Genomic DNA, 24,045 nt, shown 5'->3' with positions numbered 1-24,045 from the left:
CAACCACGGCCCGGGTGCCTACCGTCCTCTCACCCTCAGGTCCCGGCGCCTTCAGGTCCCGGCGAGCCGGGCCGCGTGGGTCGGCGCGTCGGGCACCTCCGCCGGGCGGCCCACGGCGAACTCCTTGCGCAGCACCGGTACGACCTCCTCGCCCAGCAGGTCGATCTGCTCCAGCACGGTCTTCAGCGGCAGCCCCGCGTGGTCGACCAGGAACAGCTGGCGCTGGTAGTCGCCGGCGTACTCGCGGAAGGCCAGCGTCTTCTCGATCACCTGCTGCGGGGAGCCGACGGTCAGCGGCGTCTGCGCCATGAAGTCCTCCAGCGACGGCCCGTGCCCGTACACCGGCGCGACATCGAAGTACGGCCGGAACTCCCGCACGGCGTCCTGCGAGTTCCGCCGCATGAACACATGCCCGCCGAGCCCGACGATCGCCTGCTCGGGCGTGCCGTGCCCGTGGTGTGCGTACCGCGTCCGGTACAGCTCGACCATGCGCTTGGTGTGCTCGGCCGGCCAGAAGATGTTGTTGTGGAAGAAGCCGTCGCCGTAGTACGCGGCCTGCTCGGCGATCTCCGGCGAGCGGATCGACCCGTGCCAGACGAACGGCGGTACGCCGTCCAGCGGGCGGGGCGTGGCGGTGAAGCCCTGCAGCGGCGTACGGAACTTCCCCTCCCAGTCGACGGCCTCCTCGCGCCACAGCCGGTGGAGGAGGGCGTAGTTCTCGATCGCGAGCGGGATGCCCTGCCGGATGTCCTGCCCGAACCAGGGGTAGACGGGCGCGGTGTTGCCGCGGCCCAGCATCAGATCCACCCGGCCGTCGGCCAGGTGCTGGAGCATCGCGAAGTCCTCGGCGATCTTCACCGGGTCGTTGGTGGTGATGAGGGTGGTGGCGGTGGAGAGGATCAGCCGCTCGGTGCGGGCGGCGATGTGGCCGAGCATGGTGGTCGGGGACGACGGCACGAACGGCGGGTTGTGGTGCTCGCCGGTGGCGAAGACGTCGAGCCCGGCCTCTTCGGCCTTCAGCGCGATGGCGACCATGGCCTTGATGCGCTCGCGTTCGGTCGGCGTCCGGCCGGTGGTCGGGTCGGGCGTGACGTCGCCGACGCTGAAGATCCCGAACTGCATGGTCGCTCACCCTCCAGGTTGTTTACCCTTCAACCGTACCTGGGGGGCAACAGGCAGGTCATCACGTCCGGTACGGGTCCCTGCCGGTCTGCCCGAGCAGCCGCTCGAAGGCCGACGCACCCTCCGCCACCGGCACCGGCTCCGCGAACACACCGGTCGACCGGGCCGTCGGGGCCAGCTCGGCGACCGTGCCGGCGAGCTGCTCCAGGACCGGTTCCAGCTCGTCGTCCGCCCGGTACTCCTGGCCCGTGGCCCGGGCCAGGTCCCACGCGTGCACCGTCAGATCGAGCAACGCCATCCCCCCGACCAGCCGCGCGGGCATCTGCCACGCCCCTGCCGTGCCCTCCTCGGCACCGGGCGCCGACCAGGCCGCCACCAGCCTGTCCGTCTCCTCGGCGAACCGCTCCCTCCAGTCCGGCCCCGCACCGACCCGGTCGGGCGTCGTGGAGAAGTCCGACTCGCCCTTGGCGGCCAGTTTCTGGAACTCCACGACCACCTGGAAGAGGTGGTTGACCAGGGACTTCACGTCGTAGTCGGCACACGGTGTGGGGGCGGAGAGCGCCTCGTCGGGAACCGCCCGGACCACAGGCACGGCCCGCTCACGCGCCACAGCCAGAAGATCGCCCAGGGTGTGGCTCTTCGCTTCACTGCGCTTGGTGTCCATACAGCGACCGTAGGGACACCCGGGGCCGCCCCTCTTGAAGAAACGCGACGTACGATCCGGCCATGGAGGCACCCCGCCACGACACCCGCGGGATCGTCGACCCGTCCGGGCTGCTGAACCACGTGCGATTCCGCCGCCACGAGCCCGCCGAGCCGCTGCGCCGGTACGTCGAGTGGTACTGGCTCATCGACTGGGACCTGCCCGCGCCCTACGCCTCCCACATCGTCCCGCACCCCGCCGTCAACCTCACCTTCCAGTGGGACGGGGCCGACGAGGAGGACGCGCCCTACGGCGAGGTCACCGGCGTCGCGCTCGGCCTGTACACCAGGAAGCTGTCGGGCCGGGGCCGGGTCTGCGGGGCGAAGTTCCGGCCCGGCGGCTTCCGGCCGTACGCCCCCGAGGTGCCGGTTTCCCGGTGGACGGGCCGCACGCTGCCCGTCCGGGAGGTGTTCCCGCAGGCCACCGGCGACACCGCCCGCTCGGTCGTCACCCCCGCGGACGACCGCGCCCGGGTGGCCGCCCTCGACGCCTTCCTGCTCTCCCTGCCCTGCGTCCCGGATCCGCAGGCAGACCTCGCGATCGACCTCGTCCGACGCATCCAGGCGGACCGCACCGTACGCCGCGTCGGCGACTTCGCCCACGCGCGAGGACTGTCGGTACGGGCGCTGCAACGGCTCTTCTCGACCCATGTCGGCGTCAGCCCCAAGTGGGTCATCCTCCGCTACCGCATCCACGAGGCCCTGGAGCAGGCCGGCAGCCGCCGCGACGTCGACTGGGCCGCCCTCGCCGCCGACCTCGGCTACGCCGACCAGGCCCATCTGGTACGCGACTTCACGACGACGGTGGGAGTATCCCCGGCGGCGTACGCCGCCGGAGCCCGAGCCGGGCGCTAGGGAGCCGTCCCGCCGATGCGGAGGCCAGGGCGCGTGCGAAGCTGACCACCATGCTCGTGCTCCGCTCCGCCGCCCTCTTCGTCGTCGCCGCCCTCTTCGAGATCGGCGGCGCGTGGCTGGTCTGGCAGGGCGTGCGCGAGAGCAGAGGCTGGCTGTGGGCGGCCGGCGGCGTCCTCGCGCTCGGCGCGTACGGCTTCGTCGCGACGTTCCAGCCCGACGCCCACTTCGGCCGCGTCCTCGCCGCGTACGGCGGGATCTTCGTCGCCGGTTCGATCCTGTGGGGCGTGGTCGCGGACGGCTACCGCCCGGACCGCTGGGACATCACGGGCGCACTCGTCTGCCTCGCGGGCATGGCGGTGATCATGTACGCCCCGCGAGGAAACTGACCGGCATCCCGGGCCGGAGACTCAGAACGGCTCGTCGGGCAGCAGCCCCAGCTGCCCCAGGAAGTCCATCTCGTCGAAATACAGGCGGTAGTCCACGATCCGGCCGTCCCTCACGGTGGCGATGTCCACCCCGCGGATCCTGATCTCCTTCTGCGTCGGGGGCAGCGTCTCGCCGTTGGGCAGCTCCAGGGGCCCGGTGTTCCGCCCGCTGAAGATCCCCTCGTCGATGGCCGTGTCACCGACCTCGTAGGAGTGCAGCGACTGGAACGTCGCCTCGGGGACCGCCTCCGTCATCGCCCGCCAGTACTCGACGATGCTGTCGCGCCCGCGCAGCTCACCCTCGTCGGGGGTGAAGGCGACCGCGTCCTCGGCGTACAGCTCGCCGATGACCTTCAGATCGGCGTGCGTGGTGACCGCGTCGGTGAGCCGGTCCATGACCTCGCGTGCCTCGCCCATGATCCACCTCCGGAAAATGTCAGGGGATCACCCGCCCTCATTCTCCCACCGCGGGCCCCGCCTATCCTGGCCGGAAGCCCTGAGGCCGACGCCGGCCCGCCCGCCATCGCACACCACGACCGAGGAGCCCCCATGGCCACCGCCGCCCCGTCCGCAGCCTCCCGCATCGCCGTCGTCACCGGTGCGAGCAGCGGAATCGGCGCCGCCACGGCCCGGCAGCTCGCCGCCGCGGGCTACCGCGTCGTCCTCACCGCCCGCCGCAAGGACCGCATCGAGGCGCTGGCGGAGGAGATCACCAAAGCGGGCCACCAGGCCACGGCGTACGCCCTCGACGTCACCGACCGCGCGGCGGTCGACGAGTTCGCCACGGCCTTCAAGACGATCGGCGTACTGGTCAACAACGCGGGCGGCGCGCTCGGCGCCGACCCGGTCGCGACCGGCGACCCGGCGGACTGGCGCCAGATGTACGAGACGAACGTCATCGGCACGCTCAACCTCACCCAGGCCCTGCTGCCCAAGCTGATCGCGAGCGGCGACGGCACGGTCGTGGTCGTCTCCTCCACCGCCGGCCACGGCACCTACGAGGGCGGCGCGGGCTACGTCGCCGCCAAGCACGGCGCGCACGTCCTCGCCGAGACGCTGCGCCTGGAGATCGTCGGCCGGCCGGTCCGCGTCATCGAGATCGCCCCCGGCATGGTCAAGACGGACGAGTTCGCCCTCACCCGCTTCTCCGGCGACAAGGAGAAGGCGGAGAAGGTCTACCAGGGCGTCGCCGAGCCCCTCACGGCCGACGACGTCGCCGACACCATCACCTGGGCGGTCACCCGCCCCAGCCACGTCAACGTCGACCTCCTCGTCCTGCGCCCGCGCGCCCAGGCCTCCAACACGAAGGTCCACCGGGACCTGTGATGCCGGACGCCGAAGGGGACCGGGAACGGGAACAGCAGCGCCTCGCCCAGGAGACGAAGAACGAACGCCACATGTGGGGGTGGCTGGCCTACTTCCTCTTCGGCATCCACATCGTGGCGTTCGTCATGATCTACGCGGTGACGCACGCGCCGGAATAGGAGCGGTCAGCCCTTCACACAGACGACCTGCTTCAGCTTCGCCACGACCTCCACCAGGTCCCGCTGCTGGTCGATGACCTGCTCGATCGGCTTGTAGGCGCCCGGGATCTCGTCCACGACGCCGGAGTCCTTGCGGCACTCCACGCCCCGCGTCTGCTCCTCCAGGTCCTTCGTCGAGAAGCGGCGCTTGGCCGCGTTGCGGCTCATGCGCCGGCCCGCGCCGTGCGAGGCCGAGTTGAAGGACTTGGCGTTGCCGAGGCCCTTCACGATGTAGGAACCCGTGCCCATGGAGCCGGGGATGATCCCGTAGTCGCCGGAGCCGGCCCGGATCGCGCCCTTGCGGGTCACGAGCAGGTCCATCCCGTCGTAGCGCTCCTCGGCCACGTAGTTGTGGTGCGCGCTGATCTCCGGCTCGAAGGCCGGCTTCGCCTTCTTGAACTCCTTGCGGATCACGTCCTTCAGGAGCGCCATCATGATCGAGCGGTTGTACTTCGCGTACTCCTGCGCCCAGAACAGGTCGTTCCGGTACGCCGCCATCTGCGGGGTGTCCGCGATGAAGACGGCCAAGTCGCGGTCGACCAGGCCCTGGTTGTGCGGGAGCTTCTGGGCGACGCCGATGTGGTGCTCGGCGAGTTCCTTGCCGATGTTGCGGGAGCCGGAGTGGAGCATCAACCAGACAGAATCGGTCGTGTCCGTGCAGACTTCGACGAAGTGGTTGCCTCCGCCGAGCGTTCCCATCTGCTTCGTGGCACGTTCCTGACGGAATTTGACCGCCTCCGCCACCCCGTCGAACCGCCCCCAGAAGTCCTCCCACCCGGCAGTGGCCAACCCGTGGAACCGCCCGGGGTCGACGGGATCGTCATGCATCCCCCGCCCCACCGGAATCACCTGCTCGATCCGCGACCGCAGCCGCGACAGGTCCCCCGGCAGGTCGTTCGCCGTCAGGGACGTCTTCACCGCCGACATTCCGCAGCCGATGTCGACGCCCACCGCAGCCGGGCACACCGCGCCCTTCATGGCGATGACCGAGCCGACCGTCGCACCCTTGCCGTAGTGCACGTCGGGCATGACGGCCAGGCCCTTGATCCACGGCAGCGTGGCGACGTTCTGGAGCTGCTGGAGTGCGGAGCCCTCGACCGTGGCAGGGTCGGTCCACATCCGGATCGGTACTTTCGCACCAGGTATCTCTACATACGACATAGCGCCCTCAATCCCCCGTAAACGAACAGAAGTCCTCAACAGCAAATACCGGAGCCAAGGTCGACGAAAGGGAATCCGGACCGGCGTCCACGGCAGTGCGTGCGATACACATTGTGTTCATCGGCTGCCCCGAGGCGGCAAGCCAATATCCGCGTCGAGAGGAGCCACCACGTGCAACGGAAGGCGTACGCACCCGGTATCGCCGCGCTCCTCGCGGCCCTGCTGGCCGGCTGCACCGGCGGCTCCGGCGACGGCGGCCCGACGGACGACTCCAACCCGGGCGACACGGGCACGGCCTCGGCCGCCGCCGAGCCGGGCAAGTACCGCACGCTGCCCGAGCCCTGCGGCGCCGTGAGCGAAGGCTCCCTCGACGAACTCCTGCCCGGTATCCGGCAGATCACCGACGAGGAGCAGCGCGAGAAGGCGTACGAGGGCGAGGCCACGGTCACGTACGACACCGACCGCAAGGTCGGCTGCCAGTGGAAGGTCGACGCACCGCAGGCCACCGACCATCTGCTCGTCGACTTCGAACGGGTCGTCTCCTACGACAACGCGGTCAGCGACGACAGCCAGGCCGAGCAGCTCTTCGCGGAGAAGGAGGCGGCGGCCCACCTGCCCGAGCCGACCGCCACCGAGTCGGCGCCCCCGGGCAGCACGCCGAGCGGCTCCCCGTCCCCGTCCGGCACCTCCTCGCCCTCTCCCTCGGCGTCCGCCTCGGCGTCCGCCTCCGCCTCCGCCACCCCGACCGACCTCCAGCCGCGCGTCCTGGAGGAGGTCGGCGACGAGGCCTTCCTCGACGACGAGCTGAGCAGCTCCGGTTCGACGGCCAAGCAGCGGACGGTGACTGTGGCATTCCGCACGTCCAACGTCATCGTGACCATCGAGTACGCCGAGCAGCCGGCCACCGTCGGCGTCGTCCCGGACAGCAAGGAAATGCAGGACAGGGCGCTGAAACTGGCCTCGCAGCTGGCCGATTCGCTGAGCGACTGAGGCCCCTTCACGCCCCCTTCACGCGCACCCGCAAAGCACCCGAAGGAAGAACACGCCGCTGCCTCACCGCGTACCGTGACCACTCGGACCCGTTCCGACCGCAGGAACCACGAGCGTCATGAGTGAAGGAACCATGCAGCGACGAGCACAGCGAGACCAGCGAGACCAGCGAGCGAAGCGAGTCAACCGCGTCCTTGTCTGCGCGGCCGCCGTCCCCGTGATGCTGGTCGCCGCCGGCTGCTCCTCGGACTCCGGCTCCGGCGACAGCACGGACAAGGCCGCGAAGGCCGCCGCATCGGCGTCCGCGAGCCCGTCGCCGACCGTGGAGGCGGCGGCGTACGGCAAGCTCCCGGAGCCCTGCAAGACGCTGTCGAAGAAGACGCTGAAGGACCTCGTACCGAAGGGCAAGTCCGGCAAGGAGGGCAAGTCGGACGACATCTCGACCCGGGGCAACTGCTCCTGGAACAGCCTCGACAACAACGGAGTCAAGGGCTCGCAGTTCCGCTGGCTGAACGTGTCGATGCTGCGCTTCGAGTCGGACGTCACCCGCGGCCCGGCCGACAAGCTGGCCCGGGAGTACTTCGAGAAGCAGGTCCAGGACGCCCAGGCCGTGGCGGGTGCCAAGAGCACCAAGTCGGAGCCGGTGCCCGGGACGGGCGACGAGGCGACGGCCGTGCGCTACGAGCTGAAGAAGAAGGAAGGCACCTTCAAGCAGCAGACGGTCGTGGCACGCGTCGAGAACGTCGTCGTCACCCTCGACTACAACGGCGCGGGCCTGGCCGGCGACAAGAGCCCGAGCGCCGGCGACCTGATGAAGGACGCGAAGAAGGCCGCCAAGGAGGCGGTGGCGGCGGTGTCCGACGCGAACGGCGCGGGCGGCGGCAAGGCGAGCGGCGCCCCCTCCAAGGCCCCCTCCAAGACGCCCTCCAAGGCCCCGTCGAAGTCGGCGTCCAAGTCGCCGTCGAAGAAGCCCGCGTCGAAGAGCTGAACAGCCCCGACGGGAACCGGCCACCCGTCCTCCGCACACATGTGCCACCCTGTTGCGCGCAACAACACGCAAGGGGAGGGGAGTACGGGTGGCCGCGCCACTACAGCTGACTCGGATGCACCGCGTTCTCATCGGTGTGGTCGTGGCCGGCGCCGTGATCATCGCCGGCATCGGCTTCGCCGGTTCGTACGCGGCGGTCCGCGAGTTGGCCCTGAAAAAGGGCTTCGGGAACTTCTCCTACGTCTTCCCGATCGGTATCGACGCGGGCATCTGCGTCCTGCTGGCCCTGGACCTGCTCCTCACCTGGATCAGGATCCCCTTCCCGCTGCTGCGCCAGACGGCCTGGCTCCTGACAGCGGCGACGATCGCCTTCAACGGCGCGGCCGCCTGGCCGGATCCGCTCGGTGTCGGCATGCACGCCGTGATCCCGATCCTGTTCGTGGTCGCGGTGGAGGCGGCCCGTCACGCGATCGGCCGGATCGCCGACATCACGGCGGACAAGCACATGGAGGGCGTCCGCCTCACCCGCTGGCTGCTCTCCCCCGTCCCGACGTTCCTCCTCTGGCGCCGCATGAAGCTCTGGGAGCTCCGCTCCTACGACCAGGTCATCAAGCTGGAGCAGGAACGTCTCGTCTACCAGGCCCGCCTGCGTTCCCGCTTCGGCCGGGCATGGCGCAGGAAGGCCCCGGTGGAGTCGCTGATGCCGCTGAGGCTGGCCCGCTACGGCGTCCCCCTGGCGGAAACGGCCCCGGCGGGCCTGGCAGCGGCGGGCATAGAGCCTGCCTTGATCCCCCCGCCGCCGCAGCTGGACACAGGCACAGCTGCGGGCAGTCGTGCCGCTGGGGCGGCGCCCGTACCACCGAGAGCGGCACCTCCCGGCGAGCAGCGGCTGGAGCTCGACAGCAACCCCGTCGCAGAGCAACAGGACAACACCCCGGAGCCAGACCAGAGCCCCTGGTTCAACACCCCCCGCGAGGTCGAATACCAGGGCGGCTACGACCCGAACTACGATCCCGCGGAGCAGTACGCCCAGTGGATCGCGGAACAGCAAGAGGCCGAGCAGTACCAGACCCAGTACGAGCAGGAACCCACCCCGGAGGACACCGGCAGCTTCCCCATCCCGGTGGGCCCGAACCGCACGCGCGAACTCGGCGACGGCGGCGGCACGGCCCCGGCCCCCGAGCCGGACGAGGAGGCGTACTACCAGGTGTTCCGCCAGTCGATAGACGGCAGCTACCCCACCCCCCGCGCGCTGGGTGACAACATCCAGGCCACCTACGGCACGACGCTGAGCCCCGGTGAGCTGAAGTCCCTCGTGGAGCGCTTCCAGAAGCGCCATTCGGCGCAACTGGAAGAGGACCACATCGCCTGACCCGCCGGCGCGAAGAAGGGGCCCCCGGAGAAAACCGGGGGCCCCTTCTCAGTGCCTGTTCACTCCCCGAGCAGGGCCCGGACCCGCTCCTGCCCCACCGCGAGCAGCAGCGTCGGCAGCCGCGGCCCCGTGTCCCGCCCGACCAGCAGGTGGTACAGCAGGGCGAAGAAGGACCGCTGCGAGGTCTTGATCTCGGGCGGCAGCTCCTTCGGCGTGGCGTCGGCCGGGAATCCGGCCTGCACCTTCGGCACGCCGTACACGAGGTGCGTCAGACCGTCGAGCGACCAGTGGTCGGCCAGTCCGTCGAGCAGCAGCCGCAGCGACTCCCGCCCCTGCTCGTCGAGCGACTTCAGCAGCTCCGCGTCCGGCTCGTCCCGCACGATCGTGCGCTGTTCGGCCGGCACGTGCGTGTTGATCCAGGCCTCGGCCTTGTCGTACCGCGGCCGCGCCTCGTCGAGCGAGGTCAGCGGCTGCTCCGGGTCGAGCTCGCTCAGGATCCGCAGCGCCTGGTCGGCGTGCCCGGCGGTGATGTCCGCGACGGACGCCAGCGTCCGGTACGGCAGCGGCCGGGGCGTGCGCGGCAGCTCACCGGCGGCCGTACGCACCGCACGCGAGTGCGCGGCGACGTCGGCCGGCAGGGCACTGCCGTCGGCGACCTTGGCGTCGAGCCGGTCCCACTCGTCGTAGAGCCGCTGGATCTCCTGGTCGAAGGCGACCTTGAAGGACTGGTTGGGCCTGCGGCGGGCGTACAGCCAGCGCAGGAGCTGCGGCTCCATGATCTTCAGGGCGTCGGCGGGGGTGGGCACGCCGCCCCGCGAGGAGGACATCTTGGCCATGCCGCTGATGCCCACGAACGCGTACATCGGCCCGATCGGCTGCTTGCCGCCGAAGATCCCGACGATCTGCCCGCCGACCTGGAAGGAGGATCCCGGGGAGGAGTGGTCGACGCCGGAGGGCTCGAACACGACGCCCTCGTACGCCCACCGCATCGGCCAGTCGACCTTCCAGACCAGCTTGCCGCGGTTGAACTCGCTGAGCCGGACCGTCTCGGAGAAGCCGCACGCGGTGCAGGCGTACGTCAGCTCGGTGGAGTCGTCGTCGTAGGACGTGACGGTGGTGAGGTCCTTCTCGCAGTTGCCGCAGTACGGCTTGTACGGGAAGTACCCGGCGGAGCCGGAGCTGCCGTCGTCCTCGGCGGCCGCGCCGGAGCCCTCGGCGGCCTCCAGCTCGGCCTCGTCGACCGGCTTCTGCCCCTGCTGCTTCTTGGCCGGGGCCTTCTTCGTGCGGTACTGGTCGAGGATCGCGTCGATGTCGCCGCGGTGCCTCATGGCGTGCAGGATCTGCTCGCGGTACACGCCGGAGGTGTACTGGGCGGTCTGGCTGATCCCGTCGAACTCCACGCCCAGCTCGGCCAGCGACTCGATCATCGCGGCCTTGAAGTGCTCGGCCCAGTTGGGGTGGGAGGAGCCCTTCGGGGCCGGGACGGAGGTCAGCGGCTTGCCGATGTGCTCGGCCCACGACTCGTCGACGCCCGCGATCCCCGCCGGCACCTTGCGGTACCGGTCGTAGTCGTCCCAGGAGATCAGGTGCCGCACCTGGTGTCCGCGGCGGCGGATCTCGTCGGCGACGAGATGCGGGGTCATGACCTCGCGGAGGTTTCCGAGGTGGATGGGGCCGGACGGCGAGAGGCCGGACGCGACGACGACGGGTTTGCCCGGGGCCCGACGCTCCGACTCCTCGATGACCTCATCCGCGAAACGGGAGACCCAGTCGGTGGTCTCGGTGCTCTGAGCCACGATCGGCACGTCCTTCTTTCTGCATCGGGCAGCCGGTACGGTCGCACGGCTGACCGCACCATTGTCCCAGACCGGCTTGCGCCCGGAAAAACGGCTTTACCCCCATGGGATACTGGCCGTGTCTATCCATTCCCTCGAGGAGAACGGCACCCTTTCCTATGGCCTCGGTCACGTCCCTCAGCGACTCCGTCCACCAGCGCCTCGCGGCGGCCCTGTCGGCGGCTGTGCCGCAGGCCGGCTCCGCGGACCCGCTGCTGCGACGAAGCGACCGGGCGGACTTCCAGGCCAACGGGATCCTGGCCCTCGCGAAGAAGGAGAAGGCGAACCCGCGGGAGCTGGCGACGCAGGTCGTCTCCCGGGTCGAGTCGGGTGACGTGATCAAGGACGTCGAGGTCTCCGGCCCCGGCTTCCTGAACATCACGATCACCGACGGGGCGATCACCCAGAACCTCGCCGCGCGCTACGCGGACGACACCGGCCGCCTCGGCGTGCCGCACGCCGAGCACCCGGGCACCACGGTCATCGACTACGCCCAGCCGAACGTGGCGAAGGAGATGCACGTCGGTCACCTGCGCTCCGCGGTGATCGGCGACTCGGTCACGCAACTGCTGGAGTTCACGGGCGAGAGCGTGGTCCGGCGTCACCACATCGGCGACTGGGGCACCCAGTTCGGCATGCTCATCCAGTACCTGGAGGAGCACCCGCACGAGCTGGACCACAAGGCCGACGAGGTCTCCGGCGAGGAGGCGATGTCGAACCTGGACCGCCTCTACAAGGCCGCCCGCAAGCTCTTCGACGCCGACGAGGAGTTCAAGACCCGCGCCCGGCGCCGGGTGGTGGACCTCCAGGCGGGCGACCCGCAGACGCTGGCCATGTGGCAGAAGTTCGTGGACGAGTCGAAGATCTACTTCTTCTCCGTCTTCGAGAAGCTGGACATGGAGATCCGGGACGCGGACATCGTCGGCGAGTCCGGCTACAACGACATGCTCGCGGAGACCTGCCGCCTGCTGGAGGAGTCGGGCGTCGCGGTCCGCTCCGAGGGCGCCCTGTGCGTGTTCTTCGACGACATCAAGGGCCCGGACGGCAACCCGGTCCCGCTGATCGTGCAGAAGTCGGACGGCGGCTACGGCTACGCGGCGACCGACCTCTCCGCGATCCGCGACCGCGTCTTCAACATCAAGGCGAACACGCTCCTCTACGTGGTGGACGCCCGCCAGTCGCTGCACTTCAAGATGGTCTTCGAGACGGCCCGCCGGGCGGGCTGGCTGAACGAGGACGTCAAGGCGGTGCAGCTGGCCTTCGGTACGGTCCTCGGCAAGGACGGCAAGCCGTTCAAGACCCGTGAGGGCGAGACGGTCCGCCTGGTCGACCTGCTGGACGAGGCGATCGACCGTGCCTCGGCGGTGGTGCGGGAGAAGGCGCAGGACCTCTCCGAGGAGGAGATCGCCGAGCGGGGCACGCAGGTGGGCATCGGCGCGGTGAAGTACGCGGACCTGTCGACGTCGGCGAACCGCGACTACAAGTTCGACCTGGACCAGATGGTCTCGCTGAACGGCGACACGTCCGTCTACCTCCAGTACGCCTACGCCCGTATCCAGTCGATCCTGCGCAAGGCCGGCGAGGCCCGCCCGGTCGCGCATCCGGAGCTGGACCTGCACGAGGCGGAGCGCGCGCTGGGCCTGCACGCGGACGCGTTCGCGGCGACGGTGGCGGAGGCGGCCGCGGAGTACGCCCCGCACAAGCTGACGGCGTACCTGTACCAGCTGGCGTCGCTGTACACGACGTTCTACGACAAGTGCCCGGTCCTGAAGGCCGAGTCGCCCGAGCAGATCGAGAACCGCCTGTTCCTCTGCGACATCACGGCCCGCACGCTGCACCAGGGCATGGCCCTGCTGGGCATCCGGACTCCCGAGCGGCTCTGATGCTCGAGTTGTTCTGACCCCCGTGGGGTGGCCGGCGTCCGCGTCGCCACACCACGCGGGTGACAACTCGGAATCGGCCACTCGGTCCCTGGCGGAACGCTCGGGCTGACGGGTGCGGCCCGTCCTCTCCCCCGCGGGGAGGACGGGCCGCGGTCTGTTGACGGAACCGGCGGTGCCGGGTCAGCAGTTGGGGCAGGCGTTCGCCATGCGCTTGAACGCGGCGCGGGTCCCCGACCCGGGGTCTCCGTCGATCTTGCCCTTGTACCCCCACTGGGCCTTCAGCCAGCGCTGCAGCGCCTTCACCGTGTTGGGCCCGACCTTCCCGTCGATCTTGTCCTTGTAGCTCCAGTGCTTCTTGAGGAAGCGCTGCATCGCCTTCCAGCTGTCGGTGCCGAGCTGCCCGTCGATCTTGCCCTTGTACTGCCAGTTGTCCCGCAGGACGCGCTGGACCTTCTTGGCCTCCGCGGCCTTCAGGCCGAGGTTGACGACCGCGAGCGGGCTGACCTCGGCGCTTGCCGCCGGCCGCGTCTCCGCCGCGACACCGGGACCGGCGGTCGCCAGGCCCCCGACGGCGATCCCGATGGCGGTGGTGGCACAGACGAGTGTCTTCGTGAGTGCTCGCATGAGTTCCCCTCCGATGGTTGTGAGTGCTCTGGGTGCTGCGTGGCAACGAGACTGCGGCCCGGGGGCCCGCAGCCGCCACGGTCGCCGGGGAAGTGACGTCGTGACGGGACGTCCCACGCCCTGACCTGCGGCGACGCCGCAGTCCGGGACGACGCGGCGGGACGATCGCGGCGGGGTGTGGCCGAATCGGTAGGGGGCGGCGGGGCGAAGGGAACCGATGTATGGGGCACCGCGTGGATGCTGATGCAGAATGCGGCGGTGACGGGGACCGCTGACCACGGTCCACGAACGCGAGTGGGGGGAACATGTCGCGTTGGAAAGGGCTGCCCGAAGAACTGGACCCGTGCGTACGGCAGTTGGTGGTGCGATTACGCCGGGTGAAGGACCACAGCGGACTGAGCCTGCGCCAGCTCGCGGCCAAGACGGGGTACAGCACGTCGTCCTGGGAGCGCTACCTGGCCGGCAGGTCGCTCCCGCCCAGGGAGGCCGTCGAGGCGATGGCCCGGCTCGGCGGTGACGACCCGACCCGCCTCCTCGCCCTGCACGAGGTCGCCACCGAGGCGTGGGGCAAGGCGGCGGACCCGGCAGACCGGGCGGACCGGGCGGGCCGGACCGACCGGACCGACCGGGCGGACCAGGCGGATCGGCAGGGCGAGACGACCGGAACCGAGCCCGGAACCGAGCCCGGGACCGGCGCACCCCGCCCCCACGGGCGGGCGCTGCGCATCGCGCTCACCGCCGGATCGGTGGCCCTGGTGCTGGCCGTCGCCGCCGCGGTCCTGCTGGCCGTACGGCTCACGGACGGGGAGGGCAGAGCGGCGGCGGCCGGCCTCCCCGCCTCCGCCACGACGGCACCGGGATCGCCCGGGGAGTCGGACCAGCCCCGGTACACCTGCCGGGCGGAGCGGATCGACGGCCGCTGGTACACCGGCAACAGCCGCACCATGACGGCCGTCCTGGCCGAGGGCAACGCCGGACCGGAGGTGGCCGAGGCACAGTGTCTGCTGCGCGAGGCCGGCCTCGCACCGGGCGCCGTGGACGGCATCTTCGGCCCGCACACGGAACGCGCGGTCAGGGACCTGCAGAAGCGGGCGCACCTGGTCGTGGACGGCATCATCGGCCCGCACACCTGGAAGGCCCTGCGGGAATGACGCGGACCCCGCCCGGCCCGCTGCCGCCCGAGCGCGCCCGGCTCGCCTCCGCGCTGCGGGAGCTGAAGGCGGGCACGGGCCTGAGCCTGGCGGCCCTCGCGGCGAAGACCACCTTCAGCAAGTCGTCCTGGGAGCGCTACCTCAACGGCAGGACGCTCCCGCCGCGCGAGGCGGTGCAGGAGCTGTGCCGGCTCTCGGGGGAGCCGGAGGGCCGGTGTCTGGCGCTGTGGGAACTGGCGGAGTCGGAGTGGAGCGGCCGGGCCGCACCGACGACACCCGCCGCCCCGCCCGCGCAGCCGGAGCCGGAGCCGGAGGCCGAGGCGGACACCCGGAAACCTGCCGCCGGCGGCAGGGGCGTGATCCTGGCGGTCCTGGCGTCGGTGTGCGCGATAGCGGCCGGCGGACTGTCCGTGGCCCTGGTCCTCCTCGCGGGCCAGTCCGGCGACCCCCGGCCCTCCCCGCCGCCTCCGTCCGCCCCGGCACCCCGCTGCCGTGCAGCCGCGTGCGAGGGCAAGAGCCCGATGCACATGAGGTGCGGCGAGTCCCCGCTCACCCTCGCCTCGCACCGCACGTCCACCGGAGCCCACCTCGAACTGCGCTACAGCGACAAGTGCGAGGCCGGCTGGGCCCGGATGTGGAGCACGCGGATCGGCGACCGGCTGGAGCTGAACAGGACCGACGGAGGCCGCCGTCCGCACGCCGCCGAGATCACGGACGGCATCGCCGCCCAGTCCTACGTCTACACGCCCATGACCGAAGCCCGCCCCGGCACGACCGTACGGGCCTGCTTCCGCCCGGTGACGGGAGGGCAGCCGCGAGTGCTTCGACGCCCGCGTCTGACGGGCCGCCGGGTCAGCGCCGGGCCGTCCCCGGTTCTGTCCTCTGAAGCAGCGTCATCCCCTCCGGCGCGGTGATGCCGAACTCCTCCTCCAGGAGCCGCCGCGCCTGCGTCTCACCGGTCACCTCCCGCTCGGTGACCGTGCCGTCGGAGCGGGTCTCCTTGAGAAGCCGGCCGTCGAGCAGGAGGTGCCGGGTGGCGTCGAGGTGCTGGACGTAGGGGCGCTGGGTGAACGGTGAGTGCGGGTTGGTCGCGACGTGCCAGTTGATGACGTCGAAGTCGGGCTTCTCGAAGGGCTCCAGGGTGAAGGCGTACTGGCCGGTCCAGTCGTCCTTCGCCGCGTCGTGGGCCTCAAGCAGCCACATCGCCAGGGGGCCGTCGTGCGGTACGTGCACCAGGCGGTGCCGCCGCCCGGCCCCGGCGAACTCGACGTCCGCGACCAGCGGCACCGGCTCCAGCAGCCCGCCGATCGCCCCGAAGCCGACGTCCGCGAGGTACGGCCGCGGTTCGCCGGGGACCTCGGCCAGCAGCGCCATGTGGGTGCGCGGCCGGCTCGTGAGGGTGTCGGCGCCGAGGGCCACCCGCGCGGACAGCAGGGTCACCCGGAAGCCCAGCGCCTCCAGCGCGGAGGCGAACAGCGTGTTGTGCTCGTAGCAGTAGCCGCCGCGCCTGCTGTGGACCAGCTTGGCCATCAGATCGGCCGGATCGAGGGAGGGAGCCCTGCCGCGCAGCGCGTCGAGGTTCTCGAACGGGAGGGCCCGCAGGTGCGCCAGATGCACACCGCGCAGGGTGGCCGGGTCGGCCCGCCGCTCCCCCTCCCACCCGATCCTCCGGAGATATACATCGAGGTCGAACGGTATGGAATCGAGCATGGCGTCACCGTAACCACACCCCACCCGCCCCGTCTGCGGCCCACAGCCGGACCTGACCTCCGCGGTTGGTCCTAGGTCCCCGGTGTACCGGCCCGCAACCCCTTGCCGAGCCTTCGCAGCCCTTCCCCGATCTCCTCCGGCGTCTGCGTCACGAAGCACAGCCGCAGGGTCGTGCGGTCGGGCGTGCCGGCGTAGAAGGGAGCGCCGGGGACGTACGCCACGTCGTGCCGCACGACCTGGGGCAGCAGGGCCGTCGTGTCGTACGGCTCCGGCAGGCGTGCCCAGAGGAACATGCCGCCCTCGGGCCGGGTCCAGACCGACCCCTCGGGCAGCGCGCCGGGCAGCTCCGCGAGCATGGCGTCCCGGCGTTCGCGGTACACGCCGGCGACGCGTGTGACGTGGGCGTCCAGGTCGTGGTCGGCGAGGTACCGGGCCGCGGCGAGCTGGTTGACGGTCGGCGTGTGCAGGTCGGCGGCCTGCTTGGCGACGGCACAGGCGCGCCGCAGCTCACCGGGCGCGCGCAGCCAGCCCAGCCGCAGCCCGGGCGCCATGACCTTGGAGAAGCTGCCGAGCAGGACCGTACGGTCCTCGGCGCCCGGGTGGGAGGCGATCCACGGCACGCGCTCACCGTCGTAGCGCAACTCCCCGTAGGGGTCGTCCTCGACGATCCACAGCCCGCGCCGCGCGGCGACGGCGGCCACGGCGGCGCGCCGCCCGGCGGGCAGTGTGCGGCCGGTGGGGTTCTGGAAGGTGGGCACGGTGTAGAGCAGCTTGGGCCGCTCGCGCACCACGAGCTCCTCCAGCGCCTCGGGGTCGACACCGTGCTCGTCGCCGGGCACGGGCACGACCCGCGCTCCGGCGAAGCCGAACGCCTGAAGGGCCGCCAGATAGCAGGGGTTCTCGACGAGGACGGTGTCCCCGGGTTCGAGCAGCGCGGTGGCCAGGAGCGAGAGGGCCTGCTGGGAGCCGGTGGTGACGAGCAGGTCGTCGGGACCGGTCGGCAGTCCGCGTGCCGTGGTGCGGCCGGCGAGCGCGGCCCGCAGCGTGGGCTCGCCCTCGGTCGTGGAGTACTGCAGCGCCCGCGCGGGTTCCTCGGCGAGCACGGCCCGGTACGCGGCCGCGATGCCCGCCGCGTCGAACAGCTCCGGCGCCGGCAGCCCGCCCGCGAAGTTGATCACCTCGGGGCGGGCGGTGACGGCGAGGATGTCCCGCACGGGAGAGCCGCCGACCGACCGCGCCCGCGCGGCGAGCGGCGGCACGGGTGAGGGGGCGGGCGCGGGCTCGGTGAGGGTCATGACACGGCTCCTTGGGCTGCGGTGACGGCTGGTGCGCCGCAGCCTAGGGAAGTGCGTGCCGCCTACAAGCACCTTTCCGCGATCCGGACACCCCGCTCAGCCTTTGGCGCCCATCCCCGCGTACACGTTGATGTCCGCGTCCGTGACGTCGTTGATGTCGCGGTAGCGGACCTTCTCGATGTCGTCGAGACCGGCGAGGTACGACTCCTCCGGCTGCTCGGGCACGGGGGCCGCGCCATCGGGCCGCCAGCGGTGCGCCGGGACGATGCCCGGGCCGGCGATCTCCAGGGCGTTCTCCGTGAAGAACCGCTCCACGTCCGCCCGGGAGCGCAGCACGAAGGTGAACCCCCGCTCGGTGTACGTCCGCTGGACCGCGCGGATGTTCTCGGGGTTGAGGTCCTCGGTGAGGTGACTGAGCACCAGCCGGCTGCCGACGGGCAGCGCGCCGAGCAGCTCGCGCACCAGTGGATACGCCTCCTCGTCCGCGACGAAGTGCAGGATGGCGACCAGGCACAGCGCGACCGGCCGGTCGAAGTCCAGGGTCTTGGCGGCCTGTTCCAGGATCCGGGCCGGATCCCGCAGATCGGCGTCGATGTAGTCCGTACGCCCTTCGGGCCCGCTCGTCAGCAGGGCCCGGGCGTGCGCGAGCACGACCGGGTCGTTGTCGACGTACACGACCCGCGCGTCGGGCGCGATGCGCTGCGCGATCTGGTGCACGTTCTCGGCGGTCGGCAGTCCCGTGCCGATGTCGAGGAACTGCCGGATGCCGTCCTGCTCCACCAGTGTGGTGACCGCGCGGCGCAGGAAGTCGCGGTTGTGCCGTACGTCGAGGTACCCGCGCGGGTTGGCGGCGAGCGCGGCGGCGGCCGCGTCCCGGTCGGCCGGGTAGTGGTCCTTGCCGCCGAGGAAGACGTCGTAGACCCGGGCCGGGTGCGCCTTGCTGCTGTCGATCCTCCTCTGCAGCTCGGCGGGATCCTGACTGAGGGCGTCACCGGTCATGGACGTCTCCCTGGGAAGAGTAGGTGGTTCAATCAGCAACCACTCCGATGGTCAACAACCTAACGGTTCAGCTGATTTGATGGTGCCCATGCCGACCGACCAGCCGCCGACGACGACCCTGTGGCGCCCCACCGGCCCCAAGGAACTGGACCTGGTGCGGGAACTCGACTGGCGCGCCTGGCCGCCCCGGCTCCCGGAACAGCCGATCTTCTACCCGGTCCTCAACGAGGACTACGCCATCAGAATCGCGCGGGACTGGAACGTCAAGCACGACGGCGCCGGCTTCGTCACCCGGTTCGAGGTCGACTCCGCCTTCCTGCGCCGGTACCCGGTCCAGCAGGCGGGCGGGAAGACGATCCTCGAACTGTGGGTACCGGCCGAGGAACTCGACGAGTTCAACGTCCACATCGTCGGCAGGATCGAGCTGGTCCACGAGTTCCGCTGAGTCAGTCGGTGGTCCCGGCCGGGACCCACTTGTCGCCGCCCAGCGGGAACTCGTAGGCCGGGCGCCCGTTGTTACCGCTCGTGCGGAAGGGCCGGCCCCGGTCGTCCACCGTCAGCGTGCCGCTCCGGCCGCCGCTGGACCAGCTCAGCTCCAGGTACCAGCTGACGTCGTACGCGGAGGCGTCGGCCCGGATGTGGTAGACCTCCGGGTCGGACTCGCTCACCGAGAACGGGAAGTCGTCGTGCCCCGCCTCCGGGACGACGGCGGGACGCGCGGCGTCGAGAGCGACCGTGAAGGAACGGGTCGGCACGTTGCCGCCGCAGCCGACGCCCGGATAGCCCATGGCGTAGTCGTTCCACGCGAGCGGCGCACGCTTGCCGGCCATCCGGACCGTCAGCCCGTCGACGACCACCGTCTCCTTCCCGGTGCCCTGCACGGTGAGCTTCAGATACTGCTGCCCCGACGGCACGGCACCCATCGCCCCCACCCAGGCGGGCGCGTCCTGCTCGAGCGGCGGCGGCCCCACCCGCCCGGGCGGCCGGTTCACCAGGTAGCGCTGGGAACAGGGACTCTCCCAGGCGTGCGGCTCGGTGCGCACGGTGAGGGGCGCCGGGCCGGCGGGGGCGGGGGCGTCGCGCCCCGGGCGGTCGGCACTCGTACCGCTGCCGCCGGCGGAGGCGGACGAGGCGGGCGCCGCGGAGGAGGCGGCGTCCTTTCCGTCGCCCCTTCCGCCGTCCTTCTTCCCGCCGCTGCCGGAGGAGGAACTGCCCGAGGGCGACACGGACGCGGCCGGGCCGCCGTCCGGCTGCTGCCGGGGCCCGCCGGAGACCGCCGCCGAGCCACGACGCCCGTCGTCGTCCGACCCGCCGGAGGGCAGCGCCACGGCGAGCCCGACCCCGCCCAGGACGACGGCGACGACGGCAGCGGCGAGCAGGGCGGGCCGGGGACGGCGCGGACGACGAGGACGGCGGTCCACCGGCCCCCCTGACACAACGTCGCCCGGCTCCTCCGATGCGCCCCCGCCCGGCTCCTCCACGATGCTCTCGCCCGGCCCCACGGCAACGCGCCCGCCCGGCTCCTCCGCGATGCTCTCGCCCGGCACCTCCGCGATGCTCTCGCCCGGCCCCTCGACACCGCGCTCGGCCGGAGGGGCGCCGGCCCCTTTGCGCCCTCGCCCGGCATCCGCCAGCACCCACCGCCGGTGCAGCTCGACAAGCTCCTGCGGCGACGCCTTGCACAGCCGGGCGAGCCGCTCCACAGGCGCGTAGTCGGTGGGTACGGCATCCCCGTTGCAGTACCGGTGCAGCGTCGACGTACTCATGTGGAGCCGCTTGGCGAGCACCCCGTAGCTCAGCCCGGACCGCTCCTTCAACTCCCCCAGCAACGCGGCGAAGTCCGCCGCGGCCGTGCCTTCCGACACCGTTCCTCCATCCCCCATGTCCCGTTCCCCCGTTCCAGGGGAGGGTCGTTTCCCCTGGTCAAAGCCGGTGCGGGCGTTCCAGCGTCCCTGATCGTCCGCCGACTGTGGCGGCCGGGACGGATCGCCGCACAAGCTCTGGTCATCCAAGCACGCCGCTCCCGGACCGACCGGTGGAGCGGCTCGCTCGGGCCTTCTTGCCGACGACCTTTGTCCGAAAGGGAACCACTCATGCGCAAGTACCACGCTCTGCCCGCCGCCCTCATGGCCGCCCTCGCCCTCACGGCGTGTCAGGACGGCACGGGCACGCAGGACGAAGGCGCGGCCACGCCGCACCTGACGGCGACGGCGACCGCGACCACCGCGCCCACGAAGGCGGCCGCCGACAAGGCGAGCACCACGGCAGGCAACACGGCCGCCGACAAGGCGAGCACCACGACTGCCGGCAAGGGCACGAAGCCCGGGACGGCCGCCGCCACCCCCGCCGCCCGGATCTCCTGCAACGGCACCAACACCACCGTCACGGCCAAGCCGGTCCGCCGCCCCATCAACCACATGCTGATCACGGTCAAGAACACCGGCTCGAAGGCGTGCGACCTCACCTACTACCCGGTGCTGCGCTTCGACGAGATGCAGTGGGCCCCGCAGCCGATGGAGGAGTCCAAGCCGCAGTCGGTGACGACCCTGGCCCCCGGCCAGTCCGGCTACGCGGGCGTGCTGCTGTCGGCGGCCGACGGCAGCGGCACCGGCGGCACCACCGGCCACAAGCTCACGGTCGGCTTCCAGGGCCCCACGCCGAACAGCAGCGGCGGCCCCTCGGCGATCCCGCAGCTGCCCGCCGAGGGCGTGTACTACGACAGCTCGCTGAGCGCCACGTACTGGCTGCGGGACAGGGACGAGGCCCTGTCCTACTGATCCTTGATCCGCTGGGCCACTTCGGTGGCCCAGTAGGTGAGGATGTTCCGGGCACCCGCCCGCCGGATACCGGTGAGGCTCTCCATGATCGCGCGATCCCGGTCGATCCAGCCCTTCTCGGCGGCGGCCTCGATCATCGAGTACTCGCCGGAGATCTGGTAGGCGGCGACCGGCACGTCCACGGCGTCCGCGACCCGGGCGAGGATGTCCAGGTAGGGCCCGGCCGGCTTGACCATCACCATGTCGGCGCCCTCCTCCAGGTCGAGGGCGAGCTCGCGCAGGGACTCACGCACGTTCGCCGGATCCTGCTGATAGGTCTTCCGGTCCCCCTGCAGGGACGAGCCGACGGCCTCCCGGAACGGCCCGTAGAACGCGGAGGCGTACTTCACGGTGTAGGCGAGGATGGCGACGTCCTCCCGCCCGATCTGGTCGAGGGCGTCACGGATGACGCCGATCTGCCCGTCCATCATCCCGCTGGGCCCGACCACATGGGCGCCCGCGTCGGCCTGCACCTGGGCCATCTCGGCGTACCGCTCCAGGGTCGCGTCGTTGTCGACCCGCCCCTGGGCGTCCAGCACTCCGCAGTGCCCGTGATCGGTGGTCTCGTCGAGACACAGATCGGACATGACGAGCAGGTCGTCACCGACCTCGGCCCGCACGTCCCGGAGGGCGACCTGGAGAATCCCGTCCGGGTCGGTCCCCGGCGTCCCGAGGGCGTCCTTCTTCGACTCCTCCGGCACGCCGAACAGCATGATGCCGGAGATCCCCGCCGCGACGGCCTCGGCGGCGGCCTTCTTCAGACTGTCCCGGGTGTGCTGCACGACCCCCGGCATGGCCGCGATCGGCACCGGTTCGCTGACGCCCTCCCGCACGAAGGCCGGAAGGATGAGATCGGCAGGGTGCAACCGGGTCTCGGCGACCATCCGACGCATGACGGGAGTGCTCCGCAAACGCCGCGGCCGCGTACCGGGAAAAGATCCGTACGTCGTCATGCCACCTACGCTACGCCCGCCCAAAACCCCCCGATGCCGACGCACTGTCGGACCCGGCTGCGGCCGAAGTCCGCCAATCCGCAGGCAATCGTGCCGAAACCCGCAGCTCCCGCATGCGCCCCGCAACCCCCAGGTCCATCCTGAAAACAACAGGAACAACAAGGACCCCGACGGCCAGCTGCCACCCCCGCCGCCGCCGTCCCTCCGTACGCCCCCCACGGAGGACGCGATGACCGCCCGCCACGACACGCCCGACCTCTTCGCCCTCTCGGAAATCCACGGCCCGGTCCAGCGCCCCGGCGACCCCGCCTACGCCGACGAGGTCACCGGCTTCAACCTGGCCGCCCTCCACACCCCCGACGTGGTCGTCGGAGCGACCTCCCCGGACGACATCGTCACCGCCATGCGCTGGGCGAAAGCCACCGACACCCCCGTCGCCGTGCAGGCCACCGGCCACGGCGCCAACTTCCCCATCGAGAAGGGCCTGCTGATCAACACGGCCCGCATGACCGACGTACGGATCGACCCCGCCACCCGCACCGCCACCGTCGCCGCGGGCGCGAAGTGGAGCCACGTCATGGCCGCGGCCGCCCCGCACGGCCTCGCCGGCCTCAGCGGCACCTCCACGGACGCGGGCGTCGTCGGCTACACCCTCGGCGGCGGACTCCCCGTCCTCGGCCGTGCCTACGGCTACGCCGCCGACCTGGTCCGCTCCTTCCAGGTCGTCACCCCGGACGGCCGGCTGCGCGAAACGGACCCCCAGCACGAACCGGAACTGTTCTGGGCCCTGCGCGGCGGCAAGGGCAACGTGGGCGTCGTCACCTCGCTGGTCACCGAACTGCTCCCCCTCCCCCGCATCTACGGCGGCGGCATCTACTGCCGGGGCGAGCACGCCGAGACCCTGCTCCAGGCCTGGGCGGACTGGACCCGCACCGTCCCGGACCAGATGTGCAGCGCGTTCACGATCCTCCGCCTGCCGCCCATCCCCCAGATCCCGGAGCCCCTGCGCGGCGGCTTCTGGGCCCGCGTGGCGATCGCCTGGCCCGGCCTCCCGGCCGAGGGCGAGGCACTGATCGCACCGCTGCGCGAAGCCGCCCCGGTAGCCGTCGACACGGTCGAGGTGATGGACCACGCGGCCCTGGACCGCATCCACATGGAACCGCAGGACCCGCTCCCCGGCAGGGAGTCCTGCCTGCTCCTGCGCGACCTGACCCCCGCCGCCATCGGCACGTTCCTGGAGCAGGCCGGCCCCGCGGCCGGTGCCGACCACCCCCTGCTGATGGTCGAGATACGCCACATGGGCGGCGCGCTGTCCCGCCCGTCCGCCGTCGAGGACGCCGTGTGCTCCCGCGACGCCCTGTACTTCATCGACTCGGTCGGCATCATGGCCGCGCCACCCGCCGCCGAGGCCATCGAGCAGGCGACGCAACAGCTCTACACGGCCATGGCCCCCTACGGCACGGGCCGCACCATGGTCAACATCCACGGCACCCCGGGCGACGAACAGGACCGCGCCCGCGCCTGGACCCCGGAGGTGTACGCACGCCTACGCCAGGACAAGGCCACCTACGACCCGTCCAACCTGCTCCGCTACGGCCACGCGGTGACTCCCGCGTAGCCGCAGCGAGCAACACTCAATCC

General features: G+C 71.3%; 24 protein-coding genes. 13 read left to right on the top strand and 11 right to left on the bottom strand.

Translation table 11 applies throughout. The features are described from left to right. Nucleotides 1-51: 51 nt before the first annotated feature. Nucleotides 52-1,122 carry an LLM class flavin-dependent oxidoreductase gene (locus QF034_RS23345; protein ID WP_307176792.1) on the bottom strand — a complete coding sequence of 357 codons (1,071 nt, stop codon included), beginning with the start codon at nucleotides 1,120-1,122 and terminating at the stop codon, nucleotides 52-54. A gap of 61 nt (nucleotides 1,123-1,183) precedes the next feature. After that, on the bottom strand, nucleotides 1,184-1,786 hold the full coding sequence (locus QF034_RS23340) for a TIGR03086 family metal-binding protein (RefSeq protein WP_307176791.1): 603 nt from the start codon (nucleotides 1,784-1,786) through the stop codon (nucleotides 1,184-1,186). A 62-nt stretch (nucleotides 1,787-1,848) separates the two neighbouring features. Between QF034_RS23340 and QF034_RS23335 the strand changes: the two genes are divergently transcribed. Together QF034_RS23335 and QF034_RS23330 are read left to right on the top strand one after the other, a co-directional pair. Next, nucleotides 1,849-2,679, top strand: a complete 831-nt coding sequence (locus QF034_RS23335; protein WP_307176790.1) for a helix-turn-helix domain-containing protein — start codon at nucleotides 1,849-1,851, stop codon at nucleotides 2,677-2,679. Nucleotides 2,680-2,729: 50 nt separating this feature from the next. After that, on the top strand, nucleotides 2,730-3,065 hold the full coding sequence (locus QF034_RS23330) for a YnfA family protein (RefSeq protein WP_307176789.1): 336 nt from the start codon (nucleotides 2,730-2,732) through the stop codon (nucleotides 3,063-3,065). A 21-nt stretch (nucleotides 3,066-3,086) separates the two neighbouring features. Here the strand turns inward: QF034_RS23330 and QF034_RS23325 are convergent, their stop codons facing one another. Beyond that, nucleotides 3,087-3,521 (bottom strand): ester cyclase, encoded by a 435-nt coding sequence (locus QF034_RS23325; protein WP_307176788.1) that lies wholly within the window; start codon nucleotides 3,519-3,521, stop codon nucleotides 3,087-3,089. Between the two features lie 132 nt (nucleotides 3,522-3,653). Here QF034_RS23325 and QF034_RS23320 point away from each other — a divergent pair, with 132 nt between their 5' ends. Continuing rightward, a complete protein-coding gene (locus QF034_RS23320) occupies nucleotides 3,654-4,430 on the top strand; it encodes an SDR family NAD(P)-dependent oxidoreductase (RefSeq protein ID WP_307176787.1) in 777 nt (258 codons plus the stop codon). Continuing rightward, a complete protein-coding gene (locus tag QF034_RS23315; protein WP_307176786.1) occupies nucleotides 4,430-4,588 on the top strand; it encodes a hypothetical protein in 159 nt (52 codons plus the stop codon). The genes QF034_RS23320 and QF034_RS23315 overlap by 1 nt, the downstream gene beginning before the upstream one ends. Nucleotides 4,589-4,594: 6 nt before the next feature. Here QF034_RS23315 and QF034_RS23310 read toward each other — a convergent pair whose 3' ends face one another. Further along, nucleotides 4,595-5,788, bottom strand: coding sequence for an RtcB family protein (locus tag QF034_RS23310; RefSeq protein WP_307176785.1), 1,194 nt, complete (start codon nucleotides 5,786-5,788; stop codon nucleotides 4,595-4,597). Between the two features lie 171 nt (nucleotides 5,789-5,959). Between QF034_RS23310 and QF034_RS23305 the strand changes: the two genes are divergently transcribed. From QF034_RS23305 to QF034_RS23295, 3 genes are all read left to right on the top strand, one after another. Further along, entirely contained in the window at nucleotides 5,960-6,778 is an 819-nt protein-coding gene (locus QF034_RS23305; RefSeq protein WP_307176784.1) for a DUF3558 domain-containing protein, read from the top strand. A gap of 118 nt (nucleotides 6,779-6,896) precedes the next feature. After that, complete coding sequence (locus tag QF034_RS23300; RefSeq protein ID WP_307176783.1) at nucleotides 6,897-7,766, top strand: DUF3558 family protein; 870 nt, start codon at nucleotides 6,897-6,899, stop codon at nucleotides 7,764-7,766. 115 nt (nucleotides 7,767-7,881) lie between these two features. Then, a complete protein-coding gene (locus tag QF034_RS23295; RefSeq protein WP_307176782.1) occupies nucleotides 7,882-9,138 on the top strand; it encodes a DUF2637 domain-containing protein in 1,257 nt (418 codons plus the stop codon). A 59-nt stretch (nucleotides 9,139-9,197) separates the two neighbouring features. On the opposite strand, the gene lysS is transcribed toward QF034_RS23295, so the two are convergent. Beyond that, on the bottom strand, nucleotides 9,198-10,943 hold the full coding sequence (gene lysS, locus QF034_RS23290) for a lysine--tRNA ligase (protein ID WP_307176781.1): 1,746 nt from the start codon (nucleotides 10,941-10,943) through the stop codon (nucleotides 9,198-9,200). Between the two features lie 149 nt (nucleotides 10,944-11,092). On the opposite strand from lysS, the gene argS reads away from it, so the two are divergent. Continuing rightward, on the top strand, nucleotides 11,093-12,856 hold the full coding sequence (gene argS / locus QF034_RS23285) for an arginine--tRNA ligase (protein ID WP_307176780.1): 1,764 nt from the start codon (nucleotides 11,093-11,095) through the stop codon (nucleotides 12,854-12,856). 180 nt (nucleotides 12,857-13,036) lie between these two features. Here argS and QF034_RS23280 read toward each other — a convergent pair whose 3' ends face one another. Next, nucleotides 13,037-13,480, bottom strand: a complete 444-nt coding sequence (locus QF034_RS23280; RefSeq protein WP_307176779.1) for a peptidoglycan-binding domain-containing protein — start codon at nucleotides 13,478-13,480, stop codon at nucleotides 13,037-13,039. 305 nt (nucleotides 13,481-13,785) lie between these two features. Between QF034_RS23280 and QF034_RS23275 the strand changes: the two genes are divergently transcribed. Next, complete coding sequence (locus QF034_RS23275; RefSeq protein WP_307176778.1) at nucleotides 13,786-14,631, top strand: peptidoglycan-binding protein; 846 nt, start codon at nucleotides 13,786-13,788, stop codon at nucleotides 14,629-14,631. Then, the gene (locus QF034_RS23270; RefSeq protein WP_307176777.1) at nucleotides 14,628-15,545 is read left to right on the top strand and encodes a helix-turn-helix domain-containing protein; all 918 of its coding nucleotides are present in this window, start codon (nucleotides 14,628-14,630) and stop codon (nucleotides 15,543-15,545) included. The genes QF034_RS23275 and QF034_RS23270 overlap by 4 nt, the downstream gene beginning before the upstream one ends. On the opposite strand, the gene QF034_RS23265 is transcribed toward QF034_RS23270, so the two are convergent. The 3 genes from QF034_RS23265 to QF034_RS23255 all read right to left on the bottom strand — a co-directional run bounded on the left by QF034_RS23265 (nucleotide 15,484) and on the right by QF034_RS23255 (nucleotide 18,635). Further along, the gene (locus QF034_RS23265) at nucleotides 15,484-16,341 is read right to left on the bottom strand and encodes an arylamine N-acetyltransferase family protein (RefSeq protein ID WP_307176776.1); all 858 of its coding nucleotides are present in this window, start codon (nucleotides 16,339-16,341) and stop codon (nucleotides 15,484-15,486) included. The genes QF034_RS23270 and QF034_RS23265 overlap by 62 nt on opposite strands. A 71-nt stretch (nucleotides 16,342-16,412) precedes the next feature. After that, nucleotides 16,413-17,636, bottom strand: coding sequence for an aminotransferase-like domain-containing protein (locus QF034_RS23260; RefSeq protein WP_307176775.1), 1,224 nt, complete (start codon nucleotides 17,634-17,636; stop codon nucleotides 16,413-16,415). A gap of 96 nt (nucleotides 17,637-17,732) precedes the next feature. Continuing rightward, complete coding sequence (locus QF034_RS23255) at nucleotides 17,733-18,635, bottom strand: SAM-dependent methyltransferase (RefSeq protein WP_307176773.1); 903 nt, start codon at nucleotides 18,633-18,635, stop codon at nucleotides 17,733-17,735. Between the two features lie 88 nt (nucleotides 18,636-18,723). Between QF034_RS23255 and QF034_RS23250 the strand changes: the two genes are divergently transcribed. Then, nucleotides 18,724-19,080, top strand: coding sequence for a hypothetical protein (locus QF034_RS23250; RefSeq protein WP_307176772.1), 357 nt, complete (start codon nucleotides 18,724-18,726; stop codon nucleotides 19,078-19,080). A gap of 1 nt (nucleotide 19,081) precedes the next feature. Here the strand turns inward: QF034_RS23250 and QF034_RS23245 are convergent, their stop codons facing one another. Then, the gene (locus QF034_RS23245; protein WP_307176771.1) at nucleotides 19,082-20,500 is read right to left on the bottom strand and encodes a helix-turn-helix domain-containing protein; all 1,419 of its coding nucleotides are present in this window, start codon (nucleotides 20,498-20,500) and stop codon (nucleotides 19,082-19,084) included. Nucleotides 20,501-20,728: 228 nt separating this feature from the next. Here QF034_RS23245 and QF034_RS23240 point away from each other — a divergent pair, with 228 nt between their 5' ends. Then, nucleotides 20,729-21,412, top strand: coding sequence for a DUF4232 domain-containing protein (locus QF034_RS23240; protein ID WP_307176770.1), 684 nt, complete (start codon nucleotides 20,729-20,731; stop codon nucleotides 21,410-21,412). Here the strand turns inward: QF034_RS23240 and hemB are convergent. After that, complete coding sequence (gene hemB / locus QF034_RS23235; RefSeq protein WP_307176769.1) at nucleotides 21,406-22,404, bottom strand: porphobilinogen synthase; 999 nt, start codon at nucleotides 22,402-22,404, stop codon at nucleotides 21,406-21,408. The two genes, QF034_RS23240 and hemB, sit on opposite strands and share 7 nt — an antisense overlap. 229 nt (nucleotides 22,405-22,633) lie before the next feature. Between hemB and QF034_RS23230 the strand changes: the two genes are divergently transcribed. Continuing rightward, a complete protein-coding gene (locus QF034_RS23230; protein ID WP_307176768.1) occupies nucleotides 22,634-24,022 on the top strand; it encodes an FAD-binding oxidoreductase in 1,389 nt (462 codons plus the stop codon). Nucleotides 24,023-24,045 lie beyond the last annotated feature (23 nt).

The organism is Streptomyces africanus (assembly GCF_030816955.1).
Lineage (GTDB): Bacteria > Actinomycetota > Actinomycetes > Streptomycetales > Streptomycetaceae > Streptomyces > Streptomyces africanus.
This window is presented reverse-complemented; position numbering and strand designations above follow the sequence as displayed.

What these genes read in the sequence shown, in the direction of transcription:
- QF034_RS23345 (WP_307176792.1), bottom strand. Translation starts at nt 1,122, where the DNA reads ATGCAGTTCGGGATCTTCAGCGTCGGCGACGTCACGCCCGACCCGACC.
- QF034_RS23340 (WP_307176791.1), bottom strand. Translation starts at nt 1,786, where the DNA reads ATGGACACCAAGCGCAGTGAAGCGAAGAGCCACACCCTGGGCGATCTT.
- QF034_RS23335 (WP_307176790.1), top strand. Translation starts at nt 1,849, where the DNA reads ATGGAGGCACCCCGCCACGACACCCGCGGGATCGTCGACCCGTCCGGG.
- QF034_RS23330 (WP_307176789.1), top strand. Translation starts at nt 2,730, where the DNA reads ATGCTCGTGCTCCGCTCCGCCGCCCTCTTCGTCGTCGCCGCCCTCTTC.
- QF034_RS23325 (WP_307176788.1), bottom strand. Translation starts at nt 3,521, where the DNA reads ATGGGCGAGGCACGCGAGGTCATGGACCGGCTCACCGACGCGGTCACC.
- QF034_RS23320 (WP_307176787.1), top strand. Translation starts at nt 3,654, where the DNA reads ATGGCCACCGCCGCCCCGTCCGCAGCCTCCCGCATCGCCGTCGTCACC.
- QF034_RS23315 (WP_307176786.1), top strand. Translation starts at nt 4,430, where the DNA reads ATGCCGGACGCCGAAGGGGACCGGGAACGGGAACAGCAGCGCCTCGCC.
- QF034_RS23310 (WP_307176785.1), bottom strand. Translation starts at nt 5,788, where the DNA reads ATGTCGTATGTAGAGATACCTGGTGCGAAAGTACCGATCCGGATGTGG.
- QF034_RS23300 (WP_307176783.1), top strand. Translation starts at nt 6,897, where the DNA reads ATGAGTGAAGGAACCATGCAGCGACGAGCACAGCGAGACCAGCGAGAC.
- QF034_RS23295 (WP_307176782.1), top strand. Translation starts at nt 7,882, where the DNA reads ATGCACCGCGTTCTCATCGGTGTGGTCGTGGCCGGCGCCGTGATCATC.
- argS (WP_307176780.1), top strand. Translation starts at nt 11,093, where the DNA reads ATGGCCTCGGTCACGTCCCTCAGCGACTCCGTCCACCAGCGCCTCGCG.
- QF034_RS23280 (WP_307176779.1), bottom strand. Translation starts at nt 13,480, where the DNA reads ATGCGAGCACTCACGAAGACACTCGTCTGTGCCACCACCGCCATCGGG.
- QF034_RS23275 (WP_307176778.1), top strand. Translation starts at nt 13,786, where the DNA reads ATGTCGCGTTGGAAAGGGCTGCCCGAAGAACTGGACCCGTGCGTACGG.
- QF034_RS23270 (WP_307176777.1), top strand. Translation starts at nt 14,628, where the DNA reads ATGACGCGGACCCCGCCCGGCCCGCTGCCGCCCGAGCGCGCCCGGCTC.
- QF034_RS23265 (WP_307176776.1), bottom strand. Translation starts at nt 16,341, where the DNA reads ATGCTCGATTCCATACCGTTCGACCTCGATGTATATCTCCGGAGGATC.
- QF034_RS23260 (WP_307176775.1), bottom strand. Translation starts at nt 17,636, where the DNA reads ATGACCCTCACCGAGCCCGCGCCCGCCCCCTCACCCGTGCCGCCGCTC.
- QF034_RS23255 (WP_307176773.1), bottom strand. Translation starts at nt 18,635, where the DNA reads ATGACCGGTGACGCCCTCAGTCAGGATCCCGCCGAGCTGCAGAGGAGG.
- QF034_RS23250 (WP_307176772.1), top strand. Translation starts at nt 18,724, where the DNA reads ATGCCGACCGACCAGCCGCCGACGACGACCCTGTGGCGCCCCACCGGC.
- QF034_RS23240 (WP_307176770.1), top strand. Translation starts at nt 20,729, where the DNA reads ATGCGCAAGTACCACGCTCTGCCCGCCGCCCTCATGGCCGCCCTCGCC.
- hemB (WP_307176769.1), bottom strand. Translation starts at nt 22,404, where the DNA reads ATGACGACGTACGGATCTTTTCCCGGTACGCGGCCGCGGCGTTTGCGG.
- QF034_RS23230 (WP_307176768.1), top strand. Translation starts at nt 22,634, where the DNA reads ATGACCGCCCGCCACGACACGCCCGACCTCTTCGCCCTCTCGGAAATC.